The organism is Arthrobacter sp. MDT2-16, assembly GCF_054510925.1.
This window is the reverse complement of sequence record NZ_JBTNDP010000001.1, coordinates 596,674-623,380: the sequence shown is the minus strand read 5'-3', so window position 1 is coordinate 623,380 and position 26,707 is coordinate 596,674. Positions and strand designations below refer to the sequence as shown.

At 69.9% G+C, this 26,707-nt stretch carries 26 protein-coding genes and 1 riboswitch; of the genes, 15 read left to right on the top strand and 11 right to left on the bottom strand.

Annotation, left to right across the window (positions count from 1 at the left end; genetic code table 11):
* Positions 1-18: 18 nt before the first annotated feature.
* Both ACX80N_RS03030 and ACX80N_RS03025 read right to left on the bottom strand, forming a co-directional pair.
* Positions 19-882 (bottom strand): aldo/keto reductase, encoded by an 864-nt coding sequence (locus ACX80N_RS03030; protein ID WP_105031782.1) that lies wholly within the window; start codon positions 880-882, stop codon positions 19-21.
* 75 nt (positions 883-957) lie between these two features.
* The gene (locus ACX80N_RS03025; protein ID WP_459338468.1) at positions 958-2,076 is read right to left on the bottom strand and encodes an alcohol dehydrogenase catalytic domain-containing protein; all 1,119 of its coding nucleotides are present in this window, start codon (positions 2,074-2,076) and stop codon (positions 958-960) included.
* 148 nt (positions 2,077-2,224) lie between these two features.
* On the opposite strand from ACX80N_RS03025, the gene ACX80N_RS03020 reads away from it, so the two are divergent.
* Positions 2,225-3,421 (top strand): TerC family protein, encoded by a 1,197-nt coding sequence (locus ACX80N_RS03020; protein WP_459338223.1) that lies wholly within the window; start codon positions 2,225-2,227, stop codon positions 3,419-3,421.
* Positions 3,422-3,423: 2 nt separating this feature from the next.
* Here ACX80N_RS03020 and ACX80N_RS03015 read toward each other — a convergent pair whose 3' ends face one another.
* The gene (locus tag ACX80N_RS03015) at positions 3,424-3,951 is read right to left on the bottom strand and encodes a hypothetical protein (protein ID WP_459338222.1); all 528 of its coding nucleotides are present in this window, start codon (positions 3,949-3,951) and stop codon (positions 3,424-3,426) included.
* Positions 3,952-4,183: 232 nt separating this feature from the next.
* On the opposite strand from ACX80N_RS03015, the gene ACX80N_RS03010 reads away from it, so the two are divergent.
* Positions 4,184-5,002, top strand: a complete 819-nt coding sequence (locus ACX80N_RS03010) for a GAF domain-containing protein (RefSeq protein ID WP_459338221.1) — start codon at positions 4,184-4,186, stop codon at positions 5,000-5,002.
* Here the strand turns inward: ACX80N_RS03010 and ACX80N_RS03005 are convergent.
* From ACX80N_RS03005 to ACX80N_RS02995, 3 genes are all read right to left on the bottom strand, one after another.
* Complete coding sequence (locus ACX80N_RS03005) at positions 4,992-5,306, bottom strand: DMT family transporter (RefSeq protein ID WP_105031778.1); 315 nt, start codon at positions 5,304-5,306, stop codon at positions 4,992-4,994. The genes ACX80N_RS03010 and ACX80N_RS03005 overlap by 11 nt on opposite strands.
* 9 nt (positions 5,307-5,315) lie before the next feature.
* Positions 5,316-5,384, bottom strand: a riboswitch (guanidine-III (ykkC-III) riboswitch).
* A gap of 63 nt (positions 5,385-5,447) precedes the next feature.
* Complete coding sequence (locus ACX80N_RS03000) at positions 5,448-7,085, bottom strand: ABC-F family ATP-binding cassette domain-containing protein (RefSeq protein ID WP_459338220.1); 1,638 nt, start codon at positions 7,083-7,085, stop codon at positions 5,448-5,450.
* Positions 7,086-7,219: 134 nt separating this feature from the next.
* Positions 7,220-7,435, bottom strand: a complete 216-nt coding sequence (locus ACX80N_RS02995; protein WP_105031776.1) for a hypothetical protein — start codon at positions 7,433-7,435, stop codon at positions 7,220-7,222.
* Positions 7,436-7,615: 180 nt separating this feature from the next.
* On the opposite strand from ACX80N_RS02995, the gene ACX80N_RS02990 reads away from it, so the two are divergent.
* On the top strand, positions 7,616-8,935 hold the full coding sequence (locus tag ACX80N_RS02990) for a M20 family metallopeptidase (RefSeq protein ID WP_105031775.1): 1,320 nt from the start codon (positions 7,616-7,618) through the stop codon (positions 8,933-8,935).
* Positions 8,936-8,985: 50 nt separating this feature from the next.
* Complete coding sequence (locus tag ACX80N_RS02985) at positions 8,986-10,554, top strand: AbgT family transporter (protein ID WP_459338219.1); 1,569 nt, start codon at positions 8,986-8,988, stop codon at positions 10,552-10,554.
* 34 nt (positions 10,555-10,588) lie between these two features.
* Here the strand turns inward: ACX80N_RS02985 and ACX80N_RS02980 are convergent, their stop codons facing one another.
* A complete protein-coding gene (locus tag ACX80N_RS02980) occupies positions 10,589-11,149 on the bottom strand; it encodes a dihydrofolate reductase family protein (protein WP_459338218.1) in 561 nt (186 codons plus the stop codon).
* 223 nt (positions 11,150-11,372) lie between these two features.
* Between ACX80N_RS02980 and ACX80N_RS02975 the strand changes: the two genes are divergently transcribed.
* From ACX80N_RS02975 to ACX80N_RS02960, 4 genes are all read left to right on the top strand, one after another.
* Positions 11,373-12,320 (top strand): ATP-grasp domain-containing protein, encoded by a 948-nt coding sequence (locus tag ACX80N_RS02975; RefSeq protein ID WP_105031772.1) that lies wholly within the window; start codon positions 11,373-11,375, stop codon positions 12,318-12,320.
* A 220-nt stretch (positions 12,321-12,540) separates the two neighbouring features.
* Complete coding sequence (locus ACX80N_RS02970; protein ID WP_459338217.1) at positions 12,541-12,963, top strand: ChaB family protein; 423 nt, start codon at positions 12,541-12,543, stop codon at positions 12,961-12,963.
* Positions 12,964-13,074: 111 nt separating this feature from the next.
* Positions 13,075-14,127 carry an iron-siderophore ABC transporter substrate-binding protein gene (locus tag ACX80N_RS02965; RefSeq protein ID WP_459338216.1) on the top strand — a complete coding sequence of 351 codons (1,053 nt, stop codon included), beginning with the start codon at positions 13,075-13,077 and terminating at the stop codon, positions 14,125-14,127.
* A 78-nt stretch (positions 14,128-14,205) separates the two neighbouring features.
* Positions 14,206-14,535: a PRC-barrel domain-containing protein gene (locus tag ACX80N_RS02960; RefSeq protein ID WP_105031769.1), complete on the top strand. Its 330-nt coding sequence runs from the start codon at positions 14,206-14,208 to the stop codon at positions 14,533-14,535.
* Between the two features lie 79 nt (positions 14,536-14,614).
* Here ACX80N_RS02960 and ACX80N_RS02955 read toward each other — a convergent pair whose 3' ends face one another.
* Both ACX80N_RS02955 and ACX80N_RS02950 read right to left on the bottom strand, forming a co-directional pair.
* Positions 14,615-14,884 (bottom strand): DUF6480 family protein, encoded by a 270-nt coding sequence (locus ACX80N_RS02955; protein WP_105031768.1) that lies wholly within the window; start codon positions 14,882-14,884, stop codon positions 14,615-14,617.
* Positions 14,885-14,979: 95 nt separating this feature from the next.
* Positions 14,980-15,333, bottom strand: a complete 354-nt coding sequence (locus ACX80N_RS02950; protein WP_459338215.1) for a hypothetical protein — start codon at positions 15,331-15,333, stop codon at positions 14,980-14,982.
* 239 nt (positions 15,334-15,572) lie between these two features.
* Between ACX80N_RS02950 and ACX80N_RS02945 the strand changes: the two genes are divergently transcribed.
* Entirely contained in the window at positions 15,573-16,184 is a 612-nt protein-coding gene (locus ACX80N_RS02945; RefSeq protein WP_459338214.1) for a GNAT family N-acetyltransferase, read from the top strand.
* 69 nt (positions 16,185-16,253) lie between these two features.
* On the opposite strand, the gene ACX80N_RS02940 is transcribed toward ACX80N_RS02945, so the two are convergent.
* Entirely contained in the window at positions 16,254-17,624 is a 1,371-nt protein-coding gene (locus ACX80N_RS02940; RefSeq protein WP_459338213.1) for a dihydrolipoyl dehydrogenase family protein, read from the bottom strand.
* A gap of 149 nt (positions 17,625-17,773) precedes the next feature.
* On the opposite strand from ACX80N_RS02940, the gene ACX80N_RS02935 reads away from it, so the two are divergent.
* The 3 genes from ACX80N_RS02935 to ACX80N_RS02925 all read left to right on the top strand — a co-directional run bounded on the left by ACX80N_RS02935 (position 17,774) and on the right by ACX80N_RS02925 (position 22,038).
* Positions 17,774-18,523: a DUF7793 family protein gene (locus tag ACX80N_RS02935; protein WP_157940213.1), complete on the top strand. Its 750-nt coding sequence runs from the start codon at positions 17,774-17,776 to the stop codon at positions 18,521-18,523.
* A gap of 159 nt (positions 18,524-18,682) precedes the next feature.
* Positions 18,683-19,726, top strand: a complete 1,044-nt coding sequence (locus ACX80N_RS02930) for an NAD(P)-dependent alcohol dehydrogenase (protein WP_105031763.1) — start codon at positions 18,683-18,685, stop codon at positions 19,724-19,726.
* A 242-nt stretch (positions 19,727-19,968) separates the two neighbouring features.
* A complete protein-coding gene (locus tag ACX80N_RS02925; RefSeq protein ID WP_459338212.1) occupies positions 19,969-22,038 on the top strand; it encodes a sensor histidine kinase in 2,070 nt (689 codons plus the stop codon).
* A gap of 11 nt (positions 22,039-22,049) precedes the next feature.
* Here the strand turns inward: ACX80N_RS02925 and ACX80N_RS02920 are convergent, their stop codons facing one another.
* Entirely contained in the window at positions 22,050-23,132 is a 1,083-nt protein-coding gene (locus ACX80N_RS02920) for an NAD-dependent epimerase/dehydratase family protein (RefSeq protein ID WP_459338211.1), read from the bottom strand.
* A gap of 147 nt (positions 23,133-23,279) precedes the next feature.
* On the opposite strand from ACX80N_RS02920, the gene ACX80N_RS02915 reads away from it, so the two are divergent.
* The 3 genes from ACX80N_RS02915 (at position 23,280) to ACX80N_RS02905 (ending at position 26,660) form a co-directional block, all read left to right on the top strand.
* Positions 23,280-24,371: a YihY/virulence factor BrkB family protein gene (locus ACX80N_RS02915; RefSeq protein WP_240615101.1), complete on the top strand. Its 1,092-nt coding sequence runs from the start codon at positions 23,280-23,282 to the stop codon at positions 24,369-24,371.
* Between the two features lie 80 nt (positions 24,372-24,451).
* A complete protein-coding gene (locus ACX80N_RS02910) occupies positions 24,452-25,462 on the top strand; it encodes a glutathione S-transferase family protein (RefSeq protein ID WP_459338210.1) in 1,011 nt (336 codons plus the stop codon).
* Positions 25,463-25,598: 136 nt separating this feature from the next.
* Positions 25,599-26,660: a FecCD family ABC transporter permease gene (locus ACX80N_RS02905; RefSeq protein WP_105031758.1), complete on the top strand. Its 1,062-nt coding sequence runs from the start codon at positions 25,599-25,601 to the stop codon at positions 26,658-26,660.
* The last annotated feature ends 47 nt before the right edge of the window (positions 26,661-26,707 follow it).

The window sequence follows — 26,707 nt, the reverse complement described above, 5'->3', positions numbered from 1 at the left end:
CGGAGGGGCGAGGAGGGGTCAGTCCGTCGTCGAGAGCGCCGCGATCTCGTCGGCCGTGAGCTCGAGCTCCACGGCCTGCGCCGAGTCCTGGATGCTCTCGGGACGGGAGGAACCCGGGATCGGGATGACGGTCGGGGCCAGGGCCAGCTCCCAGGCCAGGCACACCTGCTGGGGGCTCACACCGTGCCTGTCCGCGATCTCCTGGAACGGCGTGAACTGCTCGCCGAGCCCGCCCGCCTTCTTGATGCCGCCGAGGGGACTCCAGGGCAGGAACGCGATGCCGTTCTCGCCGCAGTACCTCAGCTCGTCCTCGCTGGAGCGGAACGCGGGGGAGAACTGGTTCTGCACCGACGCCAGCCTGTCGCCGAGGATCTCGTTGGCCAGGCGGATCTGGTCCACGGTGGCGTTGGAGATGCCCGCCATGCGGATCACACCCTCGTCCAGGAGGTCCTTGAGGGCGCCGATGGAGTCCTCGTAGGGGACGTCCGGATCGGGGCGGTGGTACTGGTAGAGGCCGATCGCGTCCCCGCCGAGCCGGTGGAGGGATGCCTTCGCCGCCTCCTTGAGGTAGTCCGGGCGACCGTTCAGTGTCCAGGAGCCGTCACCGGGGCGCAGGTGGCCGCCCTTCGTCGCGACGAGGACCGTGGAGCTGTCCGCACCGTAGCTCGCCAGGGCCTTCGCGATGAGCGACTCGTTGTGGCCCACCTCGTCGGCGTCGCGGTGATAGGCGTCGGCGGTGTCGATCAGGGTGATACCGGCGTCGAGGGCGGCATGGATGGTGCGGACGGAGCGGTCCTCGTCGGGACGTCCCTCGATGGACATGGGCATACCGCCCAGGCCGAGGGCGCTGACGGGGATTCCGCCGAGTGAGCGTTGCTGCATAGTCGTTCTCCTTGGGATAGACGTGCCGACCACATGGTAAGCATGCTTCCTAACGGGCCGCGACCGGAAACAGTCCTAGTCCAGCGTGAACAGCCTGCGGACCACGCGTCCTTCCGCGAGCGCGTCGAGGCTCTCGTTCAGGTCGGCCAGGGGGCGCGTGTCGGTGTGGAGCAGTTCGACGGGCAGGCGCCCCTGCCGCCAGAGGTCCAGGTACGCGGGGATGTCGCGCTCGGGGACGGCGTCGCCCATGTAGGAGCCGAGCAGCCGGCGTCCCGTCCCCGCGAACTGCAGTGCCTGCGTGGTGAGCTGCTGGTCGGGGTGCGGCAGGCCGACGGACACCAGGGCACCTCCGCGCGCGAGCAGCCCGAGGCCCGCCTCGATCACGCGTGCGCTGCCCACGGCTTCGACGACGACGTCCGCGCCGCCGTCGGTCGCCTCCCGGACCAGTCCCGCGGCGTCCTCGGGCGCTCCCGCGAAGTGCGCTCCGCAGCGCAGGGCGAGGTCCTGCTTCGAGGACAGCGGGTCGATGGCGATCACGGTCGTGCCCGGCACCTGGGCCGCGGCCATCACCGACATGAGCCCCACGGCGCCGAGACCGAACACCACGACGGACTGCCCCTCCTGCACCGCGGCGGTGTTCAGGACGGCGCCGATCCCCGTCAGCGCGGCGCAGCCGAACATGGCGGCGATGTCGAAGGGCACGTCGTCGTCGATCTGCACCACGGACTCGCGGGCGACGACGGCGTAGTCGGCGAACGCGGAGACGCCGAGGTGGTGGTTGACACGCTCGCCGTCGCCGGTCCGCAGCACGGCCGGCCCGTGCAGGAGGTCACCGCTCGCGTTGGCCTCCGCTCCCCGGTAGCAGAGCGCGGGACGGCCCGCGGAGCAGGCACGGCAGGAGCCGCACGCCGGGACGAACACGAGGACCACGCGGTCGCCGGCCTCGACGTCGTCGACGCCGTCGCCCACCGCCTCGATCACGCCCGTGGCCTCGTGACCGAGGGCCATGGGCAGCGGTCGGACACGGGAGCCGTTGATGACGGACAGGTCCGAGTGGCAGAGGCTGGCCCTGACGATGCGGACCAGCACCTCGCCCGCGCGGGGCTCGGGCACGGGAACCGATTCCAGGGACAGGGGGTTGCTTCCCGCATAGGGAACTGGCAGTTCGGCGGCGCGGAGCACTGCGGCGCGCATCATCGGGCTCATGGCATCCCCTCATCACGGCTGTACGGACGGCGCCAGTCTAGATGTGGGCGGGACCGTTCAGTACCGTTACGGGCACAACCGGATGTGCGAGCACGACGGACCGAGGCCGGCACACGACTCCGAGGAGAGCTGCAGCATGGAAGTACCGTTCTACGTCTGGACCGCCACGGTGATCGGTATCGTGGGCCTGCTGCTGTTCGACTTCTTCTTCCACGTCCGCAAGGCCCACACGCCGAGCCTGCGCGAGTCGGCGATCTGGTCCTCCATCTACGTGGGGATCGCGCTCCTGTTCGGCGTCGGCGTGCTCGTGTTCGGCGGCCCCACCATGGGCACCGAGTACTTCGCGGGCTATGTCACGGAGAAGGCGCTGTCCGTCGACAACCTCTTCGTGTTCCTCATCATCATGTCGAGCTTCCGGGTGCCCCGGGCGGACCAGCAGAAGGTGCTGCTGTTCGGCATCGTGTTCTCGCTGATCGCCCGCACGGGCTTCATCTTCCTCGGGGCCGCGCTCATCAACAGCTTCGCGTGGGTGTTCTACATCTTCGGGCTGATCCTCCTGCTCACCGCCGGGAACCTGCTCAAGCCCGGCGGGCACGACGACGAGGGTGAGAGCGTGATCATCCGCCTCGCCAAGCGCTTCCTGCCGGCGTCGGAGCACTACGACGGCGACAAGCTGTTCACCATGGAGGACGGCAAGCGCGTGCTGACGCCCATGCTGCTGGTCATGGTGGCCATCGGCGCCACCGACATCCTGTTCGCCCTGGACTCCATCCCGGCGATCTTCGGACTGACGCAGAACACGTTCATCGTGTTCACCGCCACGGCCTTCTCCCTCATGGGGCTGCGGCAGCTGTTCTTCCTCATCGACGGGCTGCTGGACCGCCTGATCTACCTCTCCTACGGACTGGCCGTGATCCTCGGGTTCATCGGCGTGAAGCTCATCCTCCACGCCCTGCACGAGAACACCCTGCCGTTCATCAACGACGGCGAGCACGTGAACGTCGTCGAGATCAGTACCGGGCTCTCGCTCAGCGTGATCCTCGGCGTGCTGGTCGTCACCGTCCTGGCCTCCGTCCTCAGTCCCAAGGGCAAGGCGAAGAACGCCATCTCGGGCGCCAAGCGCCATGCCACCGAGTACCTGGACCTCAACTACGAGACGGACATCACCGAGCGCGAGAAGATCTTCGCCAGGCTGTGCGCCGAGGAGGAGGACCTCAGGCGGCTTCCCGAGAAGTACAAGCGCCTGATCCGCAACGAGACCGCGTTCATGGAGCTGCTCCGCAAGGCCCACGAGCAGCACGACGACGCCCTCGAGCGCCAGCCGGGCCGGTAGGGCTACTTCCGCTCGCCGGAGACCGTGCGGCCGATCACGCCACTGTCGAGGATGTCGGCGAGGAGCTCGGCGGGAGCGCCGGGCGGGAGGGGGACGCCCGGACGGCCGGGGTGCGCGCAGGCGTCGAGGCCTGCCAGGAAGCGTGAGCCGAAGGTGTCCGCGGCGTGCGGGGCCACGAGGGTGTCCACCTCGAGGCTGAGGGGAGCGGTGTCGACGTACCAGGCGTCGTCGGACTCGTGGGCGACGTCGAAGCCCGCGACGTCGAGGAAGTCTTCGTCGCCCCCCGCGATCCAGGAGTAGGGTGCGCGGCACAGGCCCGCCTCCTCGTCGGGGAGCGTGTCGTCGATGAGCTCGTTCACGGCCTGGGAGACGAGGTCCGCGTCCTCGGTGTCGAGCGCGTACAGGCCGGCGAGGTAGGCGTCGAATTCGAAGTAGTCGGTGAGACCGCCCATGTTGCAGTAGTGCATCCACGTCTCGTAGGCGGACAGTCCGGCGAATTCCATCGCCGTGCGGGTGTCGTGGCTCTGCATGTCGTCAACTCCTCGTCGCGGCCCTCTGCTGAGCCCACTACCGATACTGCCGAACGCACCTCAACTCAACCGGCTGGCCCTGCTCAGTTTTGGCGCAAGTCGCCGCGGTATCTCAAGGCAGGACGGGGAGAGCTCGGGGACGACACATCCGGGCGGCCGTCGGCATCGAATTCTCCCCGGTACCGTGACCCGCGTCACAGGACGCGGCGGGTGCTGGTGAGGTGGTTCCGCAGTGAAGGCAGTGACACAGCAGTGGCTGACCCGGCAGGTCCTCGTCGAGGCGGACGTCGACGCCTTCGAGGCGTGGGTCGTGTACGTCGGCCTCGGCGGCACGAGCGCCGGCATCCTGGTGGACGGCTACCTGCACGGACTGCTCCCCGCTCCATCGGCCGACCGGGACCTGATCGCCCGGGCGGTGAACGTTCTCCTGGCCGAGCGGCCGCGGCACGGGCGGCGGGCACCACTGCGGAGCGAGAGGGTCTGGCGGGATGCCGAGGAGCCGTTCGCGTCCTACGGGGACTCCGCGGTGCAGCCGGCGGATCTCGTCGGCCCCCTGGTGGGCCCCGCCGAGGCGGAGGATCTGCGGGTCGAATCGCTCGGGCGGACAGGGCTCCTGGGCCTCGCCCACGAGGAGCAGCTGGATGTGATCACGGCGGAGGCCGCGCGCCGCTTCCCGGGATGCTCGTCCGCGCTCCTGCTCGTGGCGGGCGAGCGGCAAGTGGTCCGGTCGGCCTGTGGGAGCTTCCATGCCGACGGCCCGCGCGGCGCACTCCTGGCCCGCTGCACCCTCGACGGTCCGGGCCCGTTCGTCGTCACGGACGCCCTGCAGGACCCGCGGATGGCATCGTGTCCCGCGGAGGCGGGCGAGCCTTCCATCGGCTTCTACGCCGGCCGCCCCGTCCACGGACCGGGCGGCTGGCGCATCGGATCCCTCTGCGTGGTCGCGGCCACGCCACGCGGGTTCTCCCCGGAGGACGCCCGGTCCCTGCAGATGCTCGCGGCGTCCGTGCAGGGACTGATCCGCGTGCAGGTCCCTCCGGTCAGTGGATGAGCTTCAGGCCGATGACGCCGCCGACGATCATGAGCAGGAAGACGATCTTGAGGAGTGACGCCGGTTCTGTGCCCGTGGCCATGGCGTAGACGACGGTGAGGGACGCCCCGATGCCCACCCAGACGGCGTAGGCTGTCCCGACGGGCAGGGTCCGCATGGCGTAGGCGAGCCCCGCCATGCTGGCGACGATGGCACCGGCGAACACGAGCGTGGGTGCCAGTCTGCTGAAGCCGTCGGACTTGCCGAGGGCGGTGGCCCACACGGCTTCGAGGACTCCGGAGACGACGAGGACGATCCAGGCCATGATTCTCTCCCTGGGCCGTCTTGTCGCACACCGGGTACGGCACCCATCGTCCGGGAGGCGGTGGGTGACCGCCTCACCCTCCATGGTGGCACGCATCGGCGGGGGCCACCGAGCCGGGAATGGTGATCCCGGACACCGGGATCAGCCGACGGTGACCCGGCCGCCCTCCACGCTCCAGCGCCCGTCCAGGCGCACGTTCTCCAGGAGCCGGCGGTCGTGCGTGACGAGCAGCAAGGCTCCGGTATAGGAATCGAGGGCGTCCTCGAGCTGCTCGATCGCCGGCAGGTCGAGGTGGTTGGTCGGCTCGTCCAGGACCAGGAGGTTGACGCCGCGCGCCTGCAGCAGGGCGAGCCCTGCGCGCGTCCTCTCACCGGGGGAGAGAGAGCCGACGACGGCGCGCACCTGATCCGCCTTCAGCCCGAACTTCGCGAGCAGCGTCCGGACCTCACCCTGCGTCAGCTCCGGCACCAGGGACTCGAAGGCCGTGCCGAGGGGGAGGGCGTCGTCGAGCTGCCCGCGCGCCTGGTCGATCTCGCCGACGGCAACGCTGGAACCGAGGGAGGCCACGCCGCCGTCCGGTTGCTGGTGGCCGAGGAGGAGGCGCAGCAGCGTCGACTTCCCGGCGCCGTTGGGCCCGGTGATCCCGATGCGCTCGCCGGCGTCGACCTGGAGCGAGACCGGCCCGAGCGTGAAGGAGCCCTGCGTCACCGATGCGTTGTTGAGGGTCGCGACGACGGCGCTGGAGCGCGGCGCGGAGCCGATGGTGAACTGCAGCTGCCACTCCTTCCGCGGCTCCTCCACCTCGTCCATCCGCGCGATGCGCGACTCCATCTGCCGCACCTTCTGCGCCTGCTTTTCGGACGACTCGACGCTCGCCTTCCGGCGGATCTTGTCATTGTCGGGCGCCTTCTTCATCGCGTTCCGCACGCCCTGCGAACTCCACTCTCGCTGCGTCCTCGCCCGAGAGACGAGGTCCTGCTTCTTGTCCGCGTACTCCTCATAGGCTTCGCGGGCATGTCGGCGCGCAACGGCACGCTCCTCCAGGAAGGCGTCGTACCCCCCGTCGTACACGGCCACCTTGTTCTGCGCGAGGTCCAGTTCGACGACGGTGGTGACGCAGCGGGCGAGGAACTCGCGGTCGTGGGACACGAGCACGACGCCGCCGCGCAGGTTCTGGATGAACTGCTCCAGGCGCTCGAGGCCGGCGAGGTCGAGGTCGTTGGTCGGTTCGTCGAGGAGTACGACGTCGAAGCGGCTGAGCAGCAGGGCCGCCAGGGCAACCCGAGCGAGCTGGCCACCCGAGAGGGCGGCGGTCAGGGACGCGGGGTCGATGCCCCTGGCGACGTCCGCCAGCACCGACGGCAGGCGGTCCTCCAGGTCGACGGCGCCGGACGCCATCCAGTGATCGAGGGCGAGCGCGTAGGCGTCATCGGCGCCCTTCGTCCCGTTGCCGAGGGCCGCCGCGGCGTCCTCCATGGCGGTGGTCGCTGCCGTCGTGCCGGTGCGGCGGCCGATGTACGCGGCGACCGTCTCGCCCTCGAGGCGCTCGTGCTCCTGCGGCAGCCACCCCACGAAGGCGCCCGGCGGCGTGGTGCGCACGGTGCCGGCGAGCGGCGTGTCCGCTCCCGCGAGCAGGCGCAGGAGCGTGGTCTTCCCCGCCCCATTGGCTCCCACGACGCCGACGACGTCCCCGGGCGCGACCGTGAGGTCGAGCTTCGAGAAGAGGGTGCGGTGGGCGTGGCCCCCGGACAGGTCCTTCGCCACGAGGGTTGCAGTCATTCCTCCAGTCTAGGAGTCGCGGCACCTGCCCATCGAGGTGGCCCCGTCGGTGGGTATCGATGCGGGTGCCTCCGGGGACGGCCCGGTCGATGGGCAGGGCCGCTCCGGGCGCCGTCCGGCTGCCGACGTTCCGATCAGCCGACGTGCCAGAGGCTGTAGTCCTCGTGGTGGAGGATGGCGCGATGGCCGGTGAGCTCGTCGCGGATCCAGACGACGCCGAGGGCCGGTGAGGTGTGCTCCACGCACCCGCGGTAGTGCACCTCGTTCCTGCGGCGTGCCTCGATGACGGTGCCCGCACCGAGGGCGGAGAGGTCGAGGATGCGGGCGGTGGCAGTGGCGAGGATGGTCATCGGTGCTCCTTGGTGGTTCAGGGACGCCCGCTGAGACGGTGGGCGCCTTCGTCCATGATTCTGGAGCGGTGTTGCGGGAACGTTTCCGGGAGGTTATCTTCTCCGGGCGCCGGCCGCAGTGTTACCCGGGATGTACTCGGAGGCCTGCGCAGGCCTCGAACACTTGCCTAAGCTACTCGAATGGACCAACCCACCCGACCGGACACGGCCTACCTGACGTCGATCGACGAGCGGACACGACGGCTCCTGGCCGACGCCGTCCCGGACCCGTCCCCGTTCGCGGGAGCGCCGTCGGACCTGACCGACACCGTCGAGCAGGGCGTGGACGCCGTCGCCGACCGCCTGCGCCACGTGGTCCGGCACCTGCACGCCCACCCCGAGACCGCGTTCCAGGAACATGCCAGCGCGATGCTCCTGCACCAGGAGATCACCCGCCACGGCATCGACGCGCGACTCGGGCAGTACGGCGTCGAGACGTCCGTGCGCGCCGAGGCGGGCCGTGCGGAGGGGGGACCCACCGTCGCGATCCTCGCCGAGTACGACGCCCTCCCGGGGATCGGCCATGCCTGCGGCCACAATGTCATCGCGGCGGCCGGCCTCGGTGCCTTCCTGGCCCTGGCCTCCGTGCAGGACCGGTTGCCGGGACGCGTCGTGTTCCTCGGCACCCCCGCCGAGGAGGGCCACTCCGGCAAGGAGGTGATGGCACGCCACGGGGCGTTCGACGCCGTGGACGCCGCGATCATGGTGCACCCCTACGGCTACGACCTCGCCGACCAGGTCTGGCTCGGCCGGCGGCTGCTGACCCTCACGTTCACGGGAGTGGAGGCGCACGCCTCCGCGCAGCCCTTCATGGGACGCAACGCGCTCGACGCAGCGAACCTCGCCTACCAGGGCATCGGGCTGCTCCGTCAGCAGTTGCCGCCGTCGGACCGCGTGCACGCGAACATCACGACCGGCGGCGAGAGCCCGAACATCATCCCGGGCACCGCGGTGATGAAGCTGTACGCGCGGTCCCAGCAGCCCGCGACGCTGCGGGACCTCAGCGCACGGCTCGAGGACGTGGCGCGCGGTGCGGCCCTCATGACGGGGACGAGCGTGGACGTGCGGTGGGACGAGCACCCGCCCTCGCTGCCCATCCGCACCAACAGTGCGCTGACCGGCCGCTGGGTCGCCGCGCAGCAGCGGCGGGGCCGGTCCCCGCTGCCGCTCGGCGTGGTCTCGGAGACCCTCGCGGCGTCCACCGACTTCGGGAACGTCAGTTATCGCGTGCCGGGCATCCACCCCCTGATCCGCATCGCCGAGCCGGCCACCGCGCTGCATACGCGCGGGTTCGCCGAGGCGGCGGGGAGCGAGGCGGCCGAGCAGGGCGCGCTCGACGGCGCCGTCGGCCTGGCGCTCACGGCCCTGGACTACCTCCTCGATGCCTCCCTCCGGGATGCGGTACACGAGGAGTTCGAGACGCAGGGCGGCGCGATCGACGTGCCCGCCTACTTCGACTGATCCCCGCCCGACCCCCGACCGACCGACGCAGCAACCGCGAAGGAGAACGCATGGCATCCAGCGCAGCCACCCGCCCTGGACTGGCGGACCGCTTCCTCACGGGCGTGGAGAGGGTCGGCAACAAGCTGCCCGATCCGTTCATGCTCTTCCTGATCCTCTTCGCCATCACGGCCGTGCTCACCACGGGCATGGCGCTCGCGAACGTGACGGTCCAGGTGCCCGGCGCCGAGGAGGCCACCGTCATCAAGGGCCTGTTCACCGCGGAGGGCATGACGTGGCTGACCGAGAACCTCGGCGCGAACTACCTCGGCTTCCCGCCGCTGGCCACGGTGCTGCCCATCCTGCTGGCGGTCGGCGTGGCCGAGAAGTCAGGCCTGCTCGGCGCCCTGATCCGCCGTGTCTTCGGCTCGGCGCCCCGTTGGGCGCTGGCGTACGCGGTCGGTCTCGTGGGCGTGGTCGGATCCGTCATGTCGGATTCCGCGTTCGTCGTCATCCCGCCGCTCGCGGCCCTCGTGTTCAAGGCCGCAGGCCGCCACCCCGTGGCCGGCCTGCTCGGGGGATTCGCGGCCGCGGGGGCCGGTTACTCCACCAACCTGCTCGTCACGAGCCTCGACGCCCTGTTCGCCGGCATCACGACGGCGGTGACGGAGAACCTGCCCAACCCCGGCGCCCCCGTGACGCCGCTGTCCAACTACTACTTCAACATCACCTCGTCGGTGATCCTGATCCTCCTCGCCGGCTTCATCATCGACCGGGTGCTCGAGCCGCGGCTCACCCGGCAGGGCGTGCCCGTCGACGAGCTCGTCGAGGACGGCGAGCACGCGGCCCCGGTGGTCCTGAAGGCCGAGCTGGAGCCGCGGGAGGCCCGCGGGCTGCGGTGGGCGATGATCGCGGGCGGCGTCGTGGCCCTGGTCATCCTCGTCGCCGTGATCGTCCCGGACTCGCCCTGGCGCAACGAGACGGGCGGGTTCCTGCCGCGCTCGCCCCTGCTGAGCTCCATCGTCTTCATCGTGTTCCTGCTCTTCGTCGTCCCGGGGCTCGTCTACGGGCGGATCGTCGGCACCATCACCACCGGGCGCGACATACCCCGGGTCATGGGTGAGGCCATCAAGGACATGGCGGGATTCCTGGTGCTGGCGTTCATCCTCGGCCAGTTCATCGCGCTGTTCAACTGGTCCGGCATCGGCTCCTGGATCGCCGTCGCCGGCGCCTCGGGCCTGCAGGCGATCGGACTGACCGGCTACCCGGCGGTGATCGCGTTCATCCTGCTGGCGTCCGTCCTGAACCTGTTCATCATCTCCGGGTCCTCGATGTGGACGCTCATGGCGTCGGTGTTCGTGCCCCTGTTCGCCCTGCTCGGCTACGAACCCGCCTTCATCCAGGGCGCGTTCCGGGTGGGCGATTCGGCCACCCAGGTCATCACGCCGCTGAACCCCTACATGATCGTGCTGCTGACCATGCTGCGGAAGTACGAGCCGGACGCCGGTCTCGGCACCCTGATGGCACGGATGCTGCCCTTCGTGGTGCCGTTCTGGCTCGCCTGGGTGGCCATCCTGACGGTGTTCTTCTACCTCGACCTGCCGCTGGGTCCGGGCAACGACATCTTCATCGAGCAGTAGGCGAGCGGGTCCGCCCGCCGTCGGACCCGCCCGCTCAGCGGACGACGTCGTACACGGCCAGTGAGATCCCGTTCGAGTACACGGCGTGCTCGGTGAGGGAGAGCTTCGTCCTGGTGGCCTGCGCCGCGTCGTCGAAGAGTCGCTTGCCGGACCCCAGCAGGACGGGGAACACGAGCAGGTGGTAGCGGTCCACGAGGCCCGCTGCCGCGAGGCCCCTGGCGAGGGTGCCGCTGCCGTGCAGCAGGATGGCGCCCTCGCCCTCCTGCTTGAGGCGTGCGACGTCGTCCAGGGACCGGAGGACCGAGGTGTTGTTCCACTGGGGATCCGTCAGGGTGCTGGAGACCACGTACTTCGGCATCTCGTTGTACTCGGCGAACTCCTCCATGGTGGGCCAGACGGGGGAGAACTCGTCGTAGCTGACCCGCCCCAGGAGCAGGGCGGAGGCCTCCTCCTGCTCGCGGCCCTTGATCTCGTAGGCGGCCTCGTCGAACTCGATGTCCTGGAAGGTCCAGCCGGCGTGCGGGTGGTTGCCGCCGCCCGGGGAGTCGATGACTCCATCGAGTGACATGAACTCGGTGACGATCAGTGTGCGCATGGTCTCCCTCTTCCGGGTCTCGGGCGGTGCCGGGTCACCGGCGCCTCGATGCGCCCGTGACCCACGATCAGACTGTAGACGGACGCCGCCCGCCGAACTCATCGGACGCGCGGTGCCCGCCGGCCCGGCGACGCGCCGCGGTGCCGTCGCCGGGCTCCCTGCGGAATAGGTACCCGGGTACACCGGTTATCCCACCAAGCCCCACCCTGACGGAAGGATCGCCGTGACCACGGTCTACGCCCTGCACGAGAACCCCGAATGGTTCCCGCCCTTCGCCCGAGCTTTCGAGGCCGAAGGGATCGAGGTGGTCGAATGGCTGCTCACGGACGGGGTGCTCGACCTCGACGCGGTCCCGCCGGAGGGCATCTTCTGGTCCCGCATCAGCGCCTCGGCCCACACGCGCGATCACGGTCTGTCCAAGGACTATGCCCGGTCGGTGCTGTCCTGGCTCGAGGCGCACGGGCGCCGCACGGTGAACGGGCGGCGTGTGCTCGAACTCGAGATGAGCAAGGTCGACCAGCTCACCGCCCTCAGGGCCGCCGGTATCGAGACGCCCCGCACGGTGGCAGCCGTCGGCCGGGACCGCATCCTCGAGGCGGCCGAGGGCTTCGGCACGCCGTTCATCGTCAAGCACAACCAGGGCGGCAAGGGCCTCGGCGTCCGGAAGTTCGACTCCCACGAGGAACTCGCCGAGTACGTGGCCTCCGCCGAGTTCGAGGAGCCGCAGGACGGCATCACCCTGGTCCAGGAGTACATCCAGGCCGCCGAGCCCTTCATCACCCGCGCGGAGATCGTGGGCGGCACGTTCGTCTACGCCATCAAGGCCGACACGGCGCGGGGCGGCTTCCAGCTCTGCCCCGCCGATGCCTGCGCCATCGACCCGACGACGGGCAGGCCCATCATGCCGCCGGGCGCCACGATCGCCCCCGAGCCGGACCAGCAGCTCTTCAGCCTCCGCGAGGGGTTCGACCACCCCGTGATCGCCCGCTTCGAGGAGTTCGCGCGGCGCAACAACCTGGAGGTGTGCGGCATCGAGTTCATCGAGACCGCGGACGGACGGGTTTTGACCTACGACGTCAACACGAACACCAACTACAACGCCGCCGTCGAGGCCGTGGCACCGAAGTCGGCACCCCGCGAGCTCGTCCGGTACCTCGGGACCCTCGCCTGACGCGTGCCTCGTTCATCGCAGCGCGACGGCGCCCCCGCCCCGCGGAGGCGCCGTCGTCGACTCGAGGTGATGACGGGGTGACCGGGATCGCCGGCACCTGCAGTCCTCGCGGATGGACGGTGGCCGACCCCATCGATGGGTAGCGCCGGCTGCGGTAGCGTGCTTGTAGGGCCGGCCGTCCTGACCGGGCGGGCTGCCGCGACGCGAAAGGATGCTGCCGATGTCCCGTTTCAGCAAGGACGGCAAGGTCAAGGCCGAGACGCTGCCGAGCACGTTGCAGCGGTCCGACGAGAAGGCCCAGGACACGTTCGCGGCGACGCTCGACGCCGCCGAGGAGCAGTACGGCGACGGCGAGCGCGCGCGGCGCACGGCGTTCGCCTCCCTCAAGCACGGCTTCGAGAAGGTGGGGGACCACTGGGAGCCGAAGGAGCACAGGGGACCATCCGACGAGCAGGCGGCCGGCGGCGGTGGGGACGCGCGTCCGACGGCGGGCGGCGTGGATGCGAACTCCTCGAAGCGGCACCTCTACGACCTCGCGAAGAAGCTCGAGGTCCCGGGCCGCTCCACGATGTCCAAGGATGAACTGGTGGCCGCGCTGCAGAAGGCGAACGACCGGGCGACGCGGAAGGCGCGCGAGTCGTAGCCATTACGCAACAGAAGTATTTCCTAATCAAACTCTGCTTAGGCTAGCCTTACTTCTATCCGTCCACGGTCCCATGAGGGTCATGGAAGCCCATAGAAGCCGAGGAGCCCCATGGCACCCCTACGCCTGCGCGGCCTGATTGCCGCCGCCGTCGCCGTACTCGCCCTGTCCGCCTGCTCGACCGGCCCTGCCGACGACACCGCGGCGCCCGCCGGTGGCAGCAGTGCCTCCGCCGATGCCGGGGCCTTCCCCGTCACGATCGAGCACGCCTTCGGCGAGACCACCCTGACGGAGAAGCCCGAGCGCGTGGCCACCGTGTCCTGGGTGAACGCGGACGTGTCCCTCGCCCTCGATGTCGTGCCCGTGGGGATGCCCGCCGACACGTACGGCGGCAACGAGAACCAGTCCACCCCGTGGAAGGACGCGAAGCTCGAGGAGCTCGGCGCGACCATCGGATCGGAGAACGCGCCCGTCCAGTACTCCGAGACCGACGGCATCGCCTTCGAGGACATCGCCGCGACGAATCCCGACGTCATCCTCGCCGCCTACTCCGGGATCTCCCGGGAGGACTACGACACCCTGAGCAAGATCGCACCGGTGGTCGCCTACCCCGAGATCGCGTACGGCACCGCCTGGCAGGATTCGACGCGCATCATCGGTGAGGCGCTCGGCCTGACGGAGGACGCCGAGCAGCTCGTGAGCGAGACGGAGCAGGCGATCGACGACGCCGCGGCGGAGTACCCGCAGCTCGAGGGCAAGACGTTCATCTACGGCAACCTCGAGCCCGCCAGTGCCGAGGGAGTCAATGTCTACACGGCCAACGATAACCGTCCCCGGTTCCTGACGTCGCTCGGCATGGTCCAGGCGGACGTCGTCACCGAGAACACGAAGGGCTCCGAGGAGTTCTTCATCCCGTGGTCCGCGGAGCGAGCCAACGAGCTCGAGTCCGACATCTTCGTCACCTGGGTGCCCGACGAGGGCACGAGGGACGCCATCGCCGGCGACCCGCTGCTCGGCCAGATCCCCGCCGTGGAGCGCGGGGCGCTGGTGGCGGACAGCGACAACACGCTGACGCTCTCCATCTCGGCCGCCAACCCGCTGAGCCTGGTCTGGGCACTCGACCGCTTCCTGCCGATGCTCGGTGAGGCGGCGGACAAGGCCTGAGGCGCGGGCGATTGCCCTCCGGCAGTATCTGGGCTGGAATGGGAGCGGACCGACATCTCGTCCTACGAAGGGAACCCGATGGCCCAGTCGGAAATCAACAAGCTCCAGGCGGCAACCGCCTGGGACAGCAACGGCAAGAAGCTCGGCGACGTGAACGACGTGCACCTCGAGAAGGAATCCGGCATTCCGGCGTGGATCACGGTGTCACTCGGGCTGCTGAACTCGCGCAAGCACTACGTGCCCCTCGCCAATTCGCGCTTCGAGGGTGATGCCCTGTACCTCGCGTGGCCGAAGAGCACGATCACGGGGGCGCCCGGCGCACTGAGCAGTGTGAAGCTCTCTCCCGAGGAGGAGTCCGCGCTGATCGACTACTACCGGCTCCGTGACGACGCCGCGACGACGCCGTGACCGCCTAGCAAGCCCGAGGCGTTGCACGAAGAAGCCCCCTTCCGCTCAGGCGGAAGGGGGCTTCTTCGATCGGAAGCGCTCAGAACATCTGGAAGATGCCGACGATGTTCCCGATGATGAAGACCAGGACCAGTAGGACGATGAGGCCGATGACGCCGAGCCAGAGACCCGTGACACCCTTCGACTGCGTCTTGTCCTCGACGTCCGGCTGCTGCCAGGTGGTGCTGGCTTCGCCCGGAGGTGTCTCGCCCGGGGGAACGCCCCCGCCCGGTTCGAGTCCGGTGAGGTTCATCTCGTCCGGGTCCGGATTACCGGCGTTCGACGGATCGGGGTTCTTTCGTTCGCTCATGCTGTCCTCCGCGTGGTTGGCCGGGTGAGTCTTTTTCACCCTACCCCGCGGATCGTAAGTGTGCTTATCAGTTGTGTGGCGTCCGCCGTACTGGACTATTGGCCGAGACCTGCTGTGCTGCCGCCGGTGGGATCGAACCTCTGGCCCGCGGCGCTGTGCTGGAGGTCGTTGCCGTCGCCCGATCCGGCGCCATTGCCTACCGCAGCACCGGCGGATGCCATGACTGCCTCCTCGCGGGGTGTCCATGACATCGTGATGTTCACGCCCTGCTCGGTGTCCTCCACGAAGAGGTGGAGGTCCTCGCCGATCAGCGCCTCGTGGTGCACCGGGTCACCTGCCTCCCGTGCCATGTCCGCGAGGCGGCAGATCGCAACCGACATGGCGCGTCCCCAGTCGTGCGGGTGCTTGCTCGTCGACGCCTCGGTAGCGCTGAATTTCCTATCGGTCATCGCCATCGTCTTCCCTGCCGTTGGAGAGGAATTAGAGACCTGCCCTTTCGGGTGAGAGCAACTGTAGCAGCGCCCGCCGAGGGGTAGAACCTGCTCGCGGATGAACTTTCGGTGCCGGAACGGGGGTGTCCGGGGCGCCCGACCTCCTGCCCTGTCTCCTGTCGGTGGCATCGGCTACTGTTCCTCGTGCCGGGGTCTAGAAGCAGGCTGCGGCTCCTGACCATCATCGGATCCCCCCTATGACAGAGTCCCTGCCCGTTCCCGATGTCGCTGACGCAGTCGGTGGCACCTCCCTTCGTCCTGCCCTGCAATCGCCGCTCATCGTCGACCGGGAATCCTCCGTGGACGCGCCGACGCCGCGGGAGCGCGAGACCCTCTGGATGGAGGCCGCCCTCGACGCCGGAGACCTGGCGTGCGTCCCGCTCGCGGAACTGCGCGTGCTGGCGAACAGGATGTTCCGCCTGCTCGACACCGACCACCCGCCCCAGCAGGCCGCCGAACGCTATGCCGCCCTGGTCACGGAGATCGAGGACCGAGCCCGCCGGGCCGCCGCGCGCGCGGACATCCGGGAGGTGTTCAAGGACTCGCCCTTCAACTCGCGCTTCGAGCTGTACTTCGACGGCCACCTCGCCGCGTACATCCGGTACTCGATGCTCGGCGGCCGCCTCACCCTCAGGGCCCTGGTGGAGAAGGCAGGTTTCGAAGGGCGCGGGCTGGGCGTGGTCCTGATGCGCCGCGCCATGCTCAATGCCCACAAGCGGCGCCTGAGCGTGGTGCCCGGGTGCCCCTCGGCGCAGGCGTTCCTCGAGCAGAACCCGCAGTACCGGACGCTGGCGCGCACCTCGGACTGATGCCGATCTCGGGGGCCCCGCCCACACCCGTGCACGTGAGCACAGCATCCCCCGCGGGGAATCCAGGGCCTAGCTGCGCAGGGCCGCCCGCGCCGCGTGCCCGATGACCGCGCTGTACGTGGGATAGGCGAACTTGACGCGCGCGAGCGTCGCGAGATCGGTGCCCGCCGCCATCGCGGAGGCCACCGCGGTGATGACCTCGACGGCGTTCTCCCCGACCGCGTGCGCGCCGAGGATCAGCTCCCGCCGCCGGTCGATGACGAGCTTGAGGAAACCCTGCTCGCGGTCGTCGATGATGGGCCGCTCCACAGCGGCGTAGGGCATGGTGACTGCGTGACATTCGGCGTCGCGCTCCCTCGCCTTCGCCTCGGTGAGTCCCACGCCGGCGTAGTCCGGGTCGGTGAAGCCGCCCTCGGGCAGGAGGTGGTGCGGCGTGGTGCGGGTGGCGCCCAGCACCGCGTTCTCGGCTGCCGTCTCACCCTCGAAGACGGCAGCCTGCACGAGCATGCTGCTGCCGTTGGCGTCACCGGCCACGAAGATATGGGGGACGTTGGAGCGCAGGTACTCGTCCACCGGTATGAAGGAGCGCGCCGTGCGGACGCCGGCGGCGTCGAGTCCGAGACCGGGGAGGTTCGCGGGCCAGCCCGCGGCCATGACGACGGCGTCCACCGTGCGCGACTGCGGTTCCCCGTCGCGCTGCCACGTGAGGCTCAGGGCGCCGTCCTCCCGGCGGATGCTGTCCACGCCGCCGATGCCGGTCTCCACCTGCACCCCCTTGCCGGTGAAGCTCGCGGTGACGGCCGCGGCGACGTCCTCGTCCTCCGTCATGAGGATGCGCGGAGCGAGATCCAGCAGCAGGACCTTCGAGCCCAGCGCGTCGAAGATGGTGGTCATCTGCGCACCGGTGTGGCCGCCGCCGATGATCGCCACCGTACCGGGCAGTTTCTCGAGGCTCAGCACCTCGTGCGGAAGGACGGCGAGTTCGGCACCCTCGATGGGCAGGCGGCGGCCGCTGCCGCCGATGCACAGGATGATCGAGCCCGCCGTGATCTCGCGCCCGTCCACGGTGACGGAGTGCTCCCCGGTCAGCTCGGCGTCGCCCTCGATCAGTTCGATGCCGAGGCGCTGCATCGTGGGGCCGTACCCCTTCGCATCGAGGACCCGGGCCACCGTGGCGCGCACCCGCTGCACGGTCTTGTCCCAGTCCACGGACGGCTCGTCCACGACGATCCCGTAGTCGTACGCCGTCCGGACCTCGCGGTAGAGCCGTGCGGTCTTCGCGAGTACACGGGTGGGCACGCAGCCGGAGTTCACGCAGGTGCCGCCGAGGGCCGAGCGCTCCACGACGGCGGTCCGCGCCCCCAGCTCGGCAGCCCGGGTGGCTGCCGCCATGCCGGCAGGCCCACCACCGATCACGAGGACGTCGAACGTGTGGTCCATGGAGGCTCCTTCGGAGGTCGGGTGGCTCGTCCCATCCTCCACGGATGCGGCCGGGGCCACAACGGCGCGCGATTCGGCACGGGAGGTGGTGCACCGGGGGCACTCCTGCGCCTAGGATCGGAACTCACCCTCGACGGGAACGGATGCGGATGCCTGGGGACGCTGGGGAGCGGTCACGCTACACATTGACGGACGACGGCGCCTTCCTGCGCCTCCGATGGGCCGCGGGGGTCACCATCGAGGCGGACGACGTACGCTCCACGATGGCTGCCGTGACGGCGGCGTCCCCCGCGGGCAAGCGGCCCCTCCTGGTGAACATCGGTCTGGTCGACGCGATCACCCTGGAAGCCCGTCACCTCCTCATCGAGGACACGTGTTCCCTGCGCACGGGCGTTGTGGGCGTCGACGCGGTGGGCAAGGTGCTCACGGCCTTCAACTACCGGTCCGCGACCCCGAGCAGGTACTTCACCGTCGAGGACGAAGCCATCGCGTGGCTGCTGGGGAAGGCCGAGGGCGGAGAGGCCACCAGCCGGGAGGCCCTGGATCCCGATCCGTTCAGGGCCCGGCTGGAGGAGGGCATCGTGCTGGTCGACTGGGACCACGGCACGAGCGTGACGACCGAGGCGGCGGAGGCGCTCGTCGCCGCCATCGCGGCCCTGGATCCTCCCCGGAGCCTTCCGATGCTCGCGCTCAACAACGACATGGTGTCGCTCACGCACGAGGCACTGAGCGTGTTCGCCGAGCGGCTGGACGTGACGGCGCTGGCGATCGTCGGGGCGGCCGGCGACCGGACGATCGCCACCTACTACAAGCAGCTCCATGCACCTCCCTACCCCACGAGGTTCTTCACCACCGAGACCGAGGCCCGGCAGTGGCTCGCCTCGGAGAGGCCTTCCTGACGGCGACATGCAGACCGGGGCGCGGCGGGCGAGGCCTGTGCCGGTTCCGGACCGATTCTCCGGCACCGGCGGATCCGACCTACCGTTGGGGGAGTGAGCCTTCACGCGGGCGGCCCGGTCCGACCCCGCCCGCCGATCCCCGATCCCTCAGGAGAATCCATGAGAACCGTCAAAGCATACGCAGCCCCGTCCGCCACGGAGCCGCTCGTCCCCACCACCATCCAGCGGCGTGACGTGGGACCGAAGGACGTGCTGATCAAGATCGCCTACGCCGGCATCTGCCACTCCGACATCCACACCGTCCGCGGTGAATGGGGACCGCAGCAGTACCCGCTGACCGTCGGCCACGAGATCGTCGGTGTGGTCGAGGAGGCGGGCTCCGACGTGACCCGCCACAGGGTCGGTGACCGCGTGGGCGTCGGCTGCATGGTCAATTCGTGCCGCGAGTGCGCCAACTGCCGGGCGGGCGAGGAGCAGTACTGCCTGAACGGCAACGTCGGCACCTACGCCGGCGTGGACCGCGACGGTTCGATCACGCAGGGCGGCTACTCCACGCACATCGTGGTGGTCGAGGACTTCGTGTTGTCCGTGCCGGAGAGCATCCCCTACGAGGCCGCGGCGCCGCTCCTGTGCGCGGGCATCACCACCTACTCGCCGCTCGCCCACTGGAACGCGGGACCCGGCAAGAAGGTCGCCGTCGTCGGACTCGGCGGACTCGGGCACATGGCCGTCAAGATCGCCTCCGCCATGGGCGCAGAGGTCACCGTGCTGTCGCAGAGCCTCAGCAAGCAGGACGACGGCAAGCGCTTCGGCGCCGAGCACTACTACGCGACCAGCGACCCGGACACCTTCAAGCAGCTCGAGAGCACCTTCGACCTCATCATCAACACCGTGAGCGCGAAGATCGACCTGGACGCGTACCTCTCCCTGCTCCGCCTCGACGGGACCATGGTCAACGTGGGTGCTCCGGCCGACGCCCTCCCCCTGCACGTGTTCACCCTGTTCAACCAGCGGCGTTCCTTCGCGGGCTCGGGGATCGGAGGGATCCGCGAGACGCAGGAGATGCTCGATTTCTGCGCCCAGCACGGCATCGCCCCCGAGATCGAGGTCGTCTCCGCCGACGCCATCAACGAGGCCTACGAGCGCGTGCTGTCCTCCGACGTCCGCTACCGCTTCGTCATCGACACGGCGACGCTCGGCTAGTCCGCCGGCCCGACGGGAGCAGGGGCGCGGTGGCCGTCCCTGCTCCGAAGCCGATGGACCCACCCGCTCCACCCGGCCTGCCGTCCGCCGCACGGTAGGAGCCGTTGGCCCGCCCGACCCCGGCGGGGCAGCGCTGGACGGGGGCGACAGCAAGTATGCTGTCCATCGGTGGCCGCTCCCGGCCACGTCTCCGGTCCTGGTCCGATCGCGGCAGGACACGGGTTCCCGGTGGACGGATAGGGATGGGCGAGGAGCGCATGCAGGTGGTCGCGCGGAGGCTGGCAGCGCTTCCCCCGGTATCGGTCCACCTCCTGTTCGCCGTCCTCCTCACCGCCGCAGCATTCTTCGGCCGCCACACCAACCTCGAGGCCTCCGGGCTCGCCCTCGTCTGGCCGGCGGCCGGCATCACCTTCCTGTGGGGCCTCTGGGCCTCGCGCGCCCGGCGGGATCTCGCCGTCGCCCTCGCGGCGACCGTGCCCATCCTCGCCGCTGTCAACCTGGTGACCGGCCTCAGCCCGGCGCTCGCGCTCGCGGTCGCGTTCGGGAGCGCCGCCCAGACGGCCGTGGCCGCCGCCCTTTTCCGGCGCGTCGTACCGGAACTCACCGTGCAGTCCGTGGGGGACTACCTCCGACTCAGCGCGGTGGCCCTCGTGGCCTGTTCGGTCGGCGCCCTGTTCATCGTGGCAGGCAGCGCCCTCGACGGTATTTCGGAGCCCGTCAGGGCCTTCATCCCCTGGCTGGTCCGCCACGCGGTGTCCCTGACGGCGCTCGGATCGCTCGGCATCGTTGTCGCAGCGGGCATCAGGGCGCGTGCCGTGGGCGAGGCGCATCCGACGCTCACCCCCGCCCGCCGCGCCGAGTACGCCCTCCTGGTCGTGGTCTCCGTCATCCTGTACGTCGCGACGTTCGGTGCCGAGGCCGCCCTGCCGGTGGCCTACGCCACCATCCCGGCGCACATGTGGGCCGGGCTGCGCCTGCGCGCGGGCTGGGCGATGCTGCACGGCCTGGTGAGCGGCGCGTTCCTGCTCTTCTTCACCCTCGCGGGCCTCGGGCCGTTCCAGGAGCTGGGCCCCGGGACCGGCGTCTATGTGGCCCAGTCCTTCATGTTCATCGCCTTCTCGCTCTCGGCGGTCCTGGCGCTCAGCATGGACGAGCGGCGCCGTCTGATCGCGCGGCTCTACCGCGCCACGGAGGAGGCGAAGGCGGCGGCCGAACTCCGCGACCTCGTGATCGGCAGGATGAACGACGGCGTCCTCGTCGCGGCACCCGACCGCCGGCTCATCTTCCAGAACGCGGCGAGCGAGCGCTGGCTGGGACCGGGGACCGCCCGGCCAGGCGAGACGTGGCGGCGCGAGTACGAGGTCACAGCCCCGGACGGGCAGCCGCTGAGCGAGGAGGAGAACCCTCTGACCCTCGCGCTGCAGGGGGCCGTCACCGAGCGCAGGGACCTCGACCTCACCCACCGGACGGGGGAGGTGGTGCACCTCTCGGTCGACGCGGTGCCGCTCCCCGGGGACCGGGGCGCCGTGATCGTCATGCGCAATGTGACCGGCGAGCGTCTGTACCAGCGCGACCTCAGCCGTTTCGCGTCCGTGGTCGCGCACGACCTCCTGACACCGCTGACGGTCTTCGACGGGTGGCTCGAGCTCCTCGAGGACCCGGACCTGCCGCAGGCCGAACAGCAGGCCAGCATCGAGCGGCTCCAGCAGGCGAGCCTGCGCATGAGGACGCTCATCCGCAACCTCCTCGCCTACAGCCTCGCGAAGGAGGAGCGGCTCACCGCGTCGAGGATCGATGTCGGTCGGGTGGTCGAGGGCATCATCGACCTGCGCACCGCCCTGCCGGGCACGCAGCTGCCCGAGGTCCGTTTCGCGGTGGACGCGCCTGATCCCGTCTACGCGGATGAACGGCTCTTCCTGCAGCTCATGGAGAACCTCGTGGGCAACGCCATGAAGTACGGCAGGACCGACGGCACGGGGGAGGTGACGGTGACCACCTCGGTGGACGCCGCAAGCGGCCGGACGCTGGTGCATGTGCGCGACAACGGGATCGGCGTTCCCATGGGTGATCTCGAGCGCGTCTTCGACGAGTTCCACCGCTCCGAGAACGGCCTCCGACAGGCGACGGGAACGGGCCTCGGGCTGGCCATCTGCCGTCGCATCGCCGAGGGCCACGGCGGGTCCATCAGCGTCAGGAACCTCGCAGAGGGCGGCGCGGAGTTCACTGTCGGACTGCCGGGCGCACCGGACCAGCTGCCCGAGGGCATCCCGCTGGTCAGCGACGAGCGCACCCCCCGCGTGCCCGCACCCTGACGCCCTCGGGCCTACTCCCCGGAGCGCGGGTACAGCTTGGGCGACGCGCCGAGACCCCGGCCTCCCCGCAGGCCCGCCAGGACCTCAGCCATCGCCTCGCGCGAGGAGTGCCCGGCCTCCCAGCCCAGGACCTCGCGTGCCCTCGAGGTGTCCATGACGGGACACAGTGCGGCCATGTCGATCCAGCCCGGATCGGTCCGCTGGAGGCCGAGGCTCCAGCTCGCGCCGACGATCCACCGCAGGAGACGCGCGGGGAAGCCGATGACCCGCCGGGCGCCCAGGAGGTCGGCGACGCGCTCCGGCGTGAGCTCGGGCTCTGCCGCGATGTTGAAGGCGCCGGAGGCGCGGCGTGCCACCACGCGCCAGTAGGCGTCGGCGACGTCGTCGGCGTGCACGGCCTGGAAGACGAACGACGCCGGGACGGGCACCAGCGGCAGCGGCAGGCCTCCCAGCAGGACCTTCGGCACGAGTGGGCCCAGGAAGTAGCGCCCGATCTCGCTGCCGGCCCGGCCCTGGAAGATCAGTCCGGGCCGCAGCCGTGCCACGGGGATCTCCGGGAAGTCGTGCTCGAAGGCATCGAGCAGCCGCTCCTGTTCGGCCTTGTGGCGGCTGTAGTGGGAGGAGCCGATGCCCCCGGTGGGCCACGACTCGTCCTTGCGCGTGTCCTTGTCGGCGGGGGAGTAGGCGCCCACCGAGGAGGCGCACACGAAGTGGCGCACGCCGGCGGCGCCGGCAGCGGCGAGGGCATTGGCCGTGCCGGTGACGTTCGTCCTGTGCATGGCCGCCTCGTCGCGGTTCGGCTGGATGGCCCACGCGAGGTGCACGACGGCATCGGTGCCCGCGAGCGCCAGGGTCAGGGCCTCGCGGCCCTCGTCGGTGCCGATGTCGATGGCATGCCAGTCGACGCCGTCGTACGGTGCCTGGGACGTGTCCGGCACGGTGCGGGCGATCGCGGTGATCGAGATGCCGCCTGTGTCCTGCGAGGTGTCGAAGCCCGAGCGCTGGATCGCCTCGCGGTCGGCGGCGGCACGCTGGAGCCGGGAGAGGACTGCCGTGCCGACGTTTCCGGTGGCACCGATGACTGCGATACGCATGGTTCTACTCCTGGCCGGGGGAAAGGTGGGACACGCTGCCGTGCCGGTCGCTACTGGACTACTAAGTAAGCTTATGGTGCAGTTGAAGCAGACGTACAGTCGTAAGCACGCCCCACGCGGATGTCGGGGCCAGACCGGGAGGTATCCGTGAGCAGCAACAGCAGGGTACAGGGCGAGCCGCGCAGTGACACGGCCAAGAAGGCCCAGAACGCACCCGATCCCAATGATCCACGCAAGCCGGACGATCCGAAGGACGTCAAGAAGCCGGCCTGGAAGTACGTCCTCAAGCGCTCCGCCAACGAGTTCGGCAAGGACCAGTGCACCGATCTCGCGGCGGCGCTGACCTACTACGCGGTCCTCGCGATCTTCCCCGGCATCCTCGCGCTGCTGTCCCTCCTCGGACTCTTCGGGCAGGCCCAGAACACCACCAACCAGGTGCTGGAGATCGTCGGCCAGTTCGCCCCGCCGGACACGCTCGACACCATCAGGCCCACGATCGAGGGGCTCGCCTCGAACCAGGCGGCCGGGCTGACCTTCGTCATCGGCCTCCTCGGTGCCATCTGGTCCGCCTCGGGCTACGTCAACGCGTTCTCCCGCGCCATGAACCGCGTGTACGAGGTGGAGGAGGGCCGCGGCTTCATCAAGCTGCGCCCCCAGATGCTGCTCATCACCGTCATCGTCCTCGTCCTCATCGTGGCGATGGGTCTGATGCTCGTGCTCTCCGGCCCCGTGGCCGAGGCCGTCGGCAACACCATCGGCCTGGGCAGCACCGCCGTGACCATCTGGAACATCGCCAAGTGGCCGGTCCTGGTCGCCTTCGCGGTCCTCATGATCGCCGTGCTGTACTACGGGGCGCCGAACGTCAAGCAGCCCAAGTTCCGTTGGATGAGCCTGGGCGGCTTCATCGCTCTCATCGTCCTCGCGATCACCACGGCGGCGTTCTCCCTGTACGTGGCCAACTTCGGCAGTTACGACAAGACCTACGGCGCCATCGCCGGCGTCATCATCCTGCTCCTGTGGATCTGGCTCGCGAACATCTCGCTGCTGTTCGGCGTCGAGTTCGACGCCGAGATGGAGCGTGGACGCCAGCTGCAGGGCGGGATCGAGGCGGAGGAGACCATCCAGCTGCCCCCGCGCGACAGCAAGGCCGCCGAGAAGAAGGCCGAGAAGCACCTCAAGCTCGTCCGCGAAGGGCGGGAGCTCCGCGAGAAGTACGGGCGGGAGTCCGCGCAGCGGTAACCCCTGCACCCGTCCGCCAGGAGGCCCGGCCGTGTTCTTCGGCCGGGCCTCCTGCACGTCCGCCGCCCTAGACTGGCACCATGACCGACACCGAGCAGGCCGAGACGTCCGAGCACAGCACCAAGGGGTCCTACGTGACCGACGGGGCGGAGTTCACGCGGGACACCCAGTACATCGAGACGCGGATCACGCGTGACGGCGCCGACGGCTACCCCGTGGAGGCAGGACGCTACCGGCTCATCGCGGCCCGGGCCTGTCCCTGGGCCAACCGGACCATCATCGTGCGCCGACTGCTCGGCCTCGAGGATGCCATCTCCCTCGGCACCCCCGGCCCCACGCACGACAGCCGGTCCTGGACCTTCGACCTCGACCCGGACGGCAGGGATCCGGTGCTCGGCATCGAGCGCCTGCAGGAGGCCTTCTTCAAGCGGGATCCCGACTACTCGCGCGGCATCACCGTGCCGGCCGTCGTGGACACCACCACGGGCGCCGTGGTGACCAACAACTTCCCGCAGATCACCCTGGACTTCTCCGGCGAGTGGAAGGACTTCCACCGCGAGGGCGCTCCCGACCTGTACCCCGAGGCGCTCCGGGAGGAGATCGACACCGTGAACCGGCGGGTCTTCACGGAAGTCAACAACGGCGTGTACCGGTGCGGATTCGCAGGTTCCCAGGAGGCCTACGACGCCGCCTACGACCGCCTGTTCACGGCGCTCGACTGGCTCGAGGAGCGACTGACCTCCCAGCGATTCCTCGTGGGCGACACCATCACGGAGGCCGACGTCCGCCTGTTCACCACGCTCGTCCGCTTCGACCCCGTGTACCACGGCCACTTCAAGTGCAACCGGAACAAGCTCGTCGAGATGCCTGCCCTGTGGGGCTACGCACGGGACCTGTTCCAGACGCCGGGCTTCGGGGACACCGTCGACTTCGAGCAGATCAAGCAGCACTACTACATCGTCCACGAGGACATCAACCCCACCAGGATCGTGCCCAAGGGTCCGGACCTCGCAGGGTGGACCACGGCGCACGGACGGGAGGCGCTCGGTGGGCGGCCCTTCGGCGAGGGCACGCCACCGGCCGCCGCCTAGGCAGTCCGGAGGGGCCCGGCGGGCACTCCCGCCCGGCCCCTCCCGGACCCCGCATTAGGGAACAAAGTCGTTTCTTAATGGCCCGGAACGTAGGCTAGCCTTACTTCAGACCGATCGTCCGTCTGAGGGAGGCACCATGGCAGTCCAGGCCTCCGCCCTGCGCCCCGGTCCCGCCGCCCCCGATCGTCCCCGCCGCCGCTCCTCGACGCCGCGCACCCTCGCCAAGCTCGTCCTCACAGCGATGGTCCTCCTCGCGTTCTGCCTCGCGTCCCTCACCATCGGCGCCCGATCCGTCGGCGTCGGCACCATGCTCGACGCCGTCACCGCCTTCGACCCGTCGAACGGCGACCACGCCGTGGTGCTCTCCCGTGTCCCGCGGACCGTGATCGGACTGCTCGTCGGCGCGGCGCTGGCCTGCGCCGGGGCCGCCCTGCAGGGTGTGGCCCGCAATCCGCTGGCCGACCCCGGCATCCTCGGCATCAACGCCGGTGCGTCCCTCGCCGTCGTCGTCGGTATCCACCTCTTCGGCCTGACCGGCGCCTCCGGCTACATCTGGTGCGCGTTCGCCGGGGCCGGTACGGCAGCCGTCGTGGTCTACGCCGTGGCCAGCCTCGGACGGGAGGGTGCGACGCCGGTCAAGCTCGCGCTCGCCGGTGCAGCCCTGGCGGCGGGCCTCGCGAGCCTCACCAACGCCGTCCTGGTCTCGAGCCAGGAGACGCTCGACGCCTTCCGGTTCTGGCAGGTCGGCACGCTGTCCGGGCGCGGCTGGGACGTCATCGGCACCGTCGCCCCGTTCCTGGTGGTCGGCCTCGCGCTGACGCTCGCCACCGGCAAGGTCCTCAACAGCCTGGCGCTCGGCGACGACGTGGCCCGTGGTCTCGGGCAGAACGTGGGGCTGGCCCGCGGCGTCACGGCGCTCGGCGTCGTGATCCTGTGTGGTGCCGCCACGGCCGCAGCCGGGCCGATCGCGTTCGTGGGGCTCGTCATCCCGCACATGGTGCGCCTCGTCGTCGGCGCCGACTACCGCTGGATCCTGCCGTTCTCCGCACTCCTGGGACCCGTGCTGCTGCTCGGCGCGGACATCCTCGGCCGTGTCGTCCTGCCGCCCGGCGAGGTGCAGGTGGGCATCATGACCGCCGTCGTGGGTGCCCCCTTCTTCATCTGGCTCGTGCGGCGCCGCACCATGGCGCAGCTGTGAGCGCGTCGCTGACGGGTGCACGCCCCGCCCCGCGGCTGCCGGTTCGT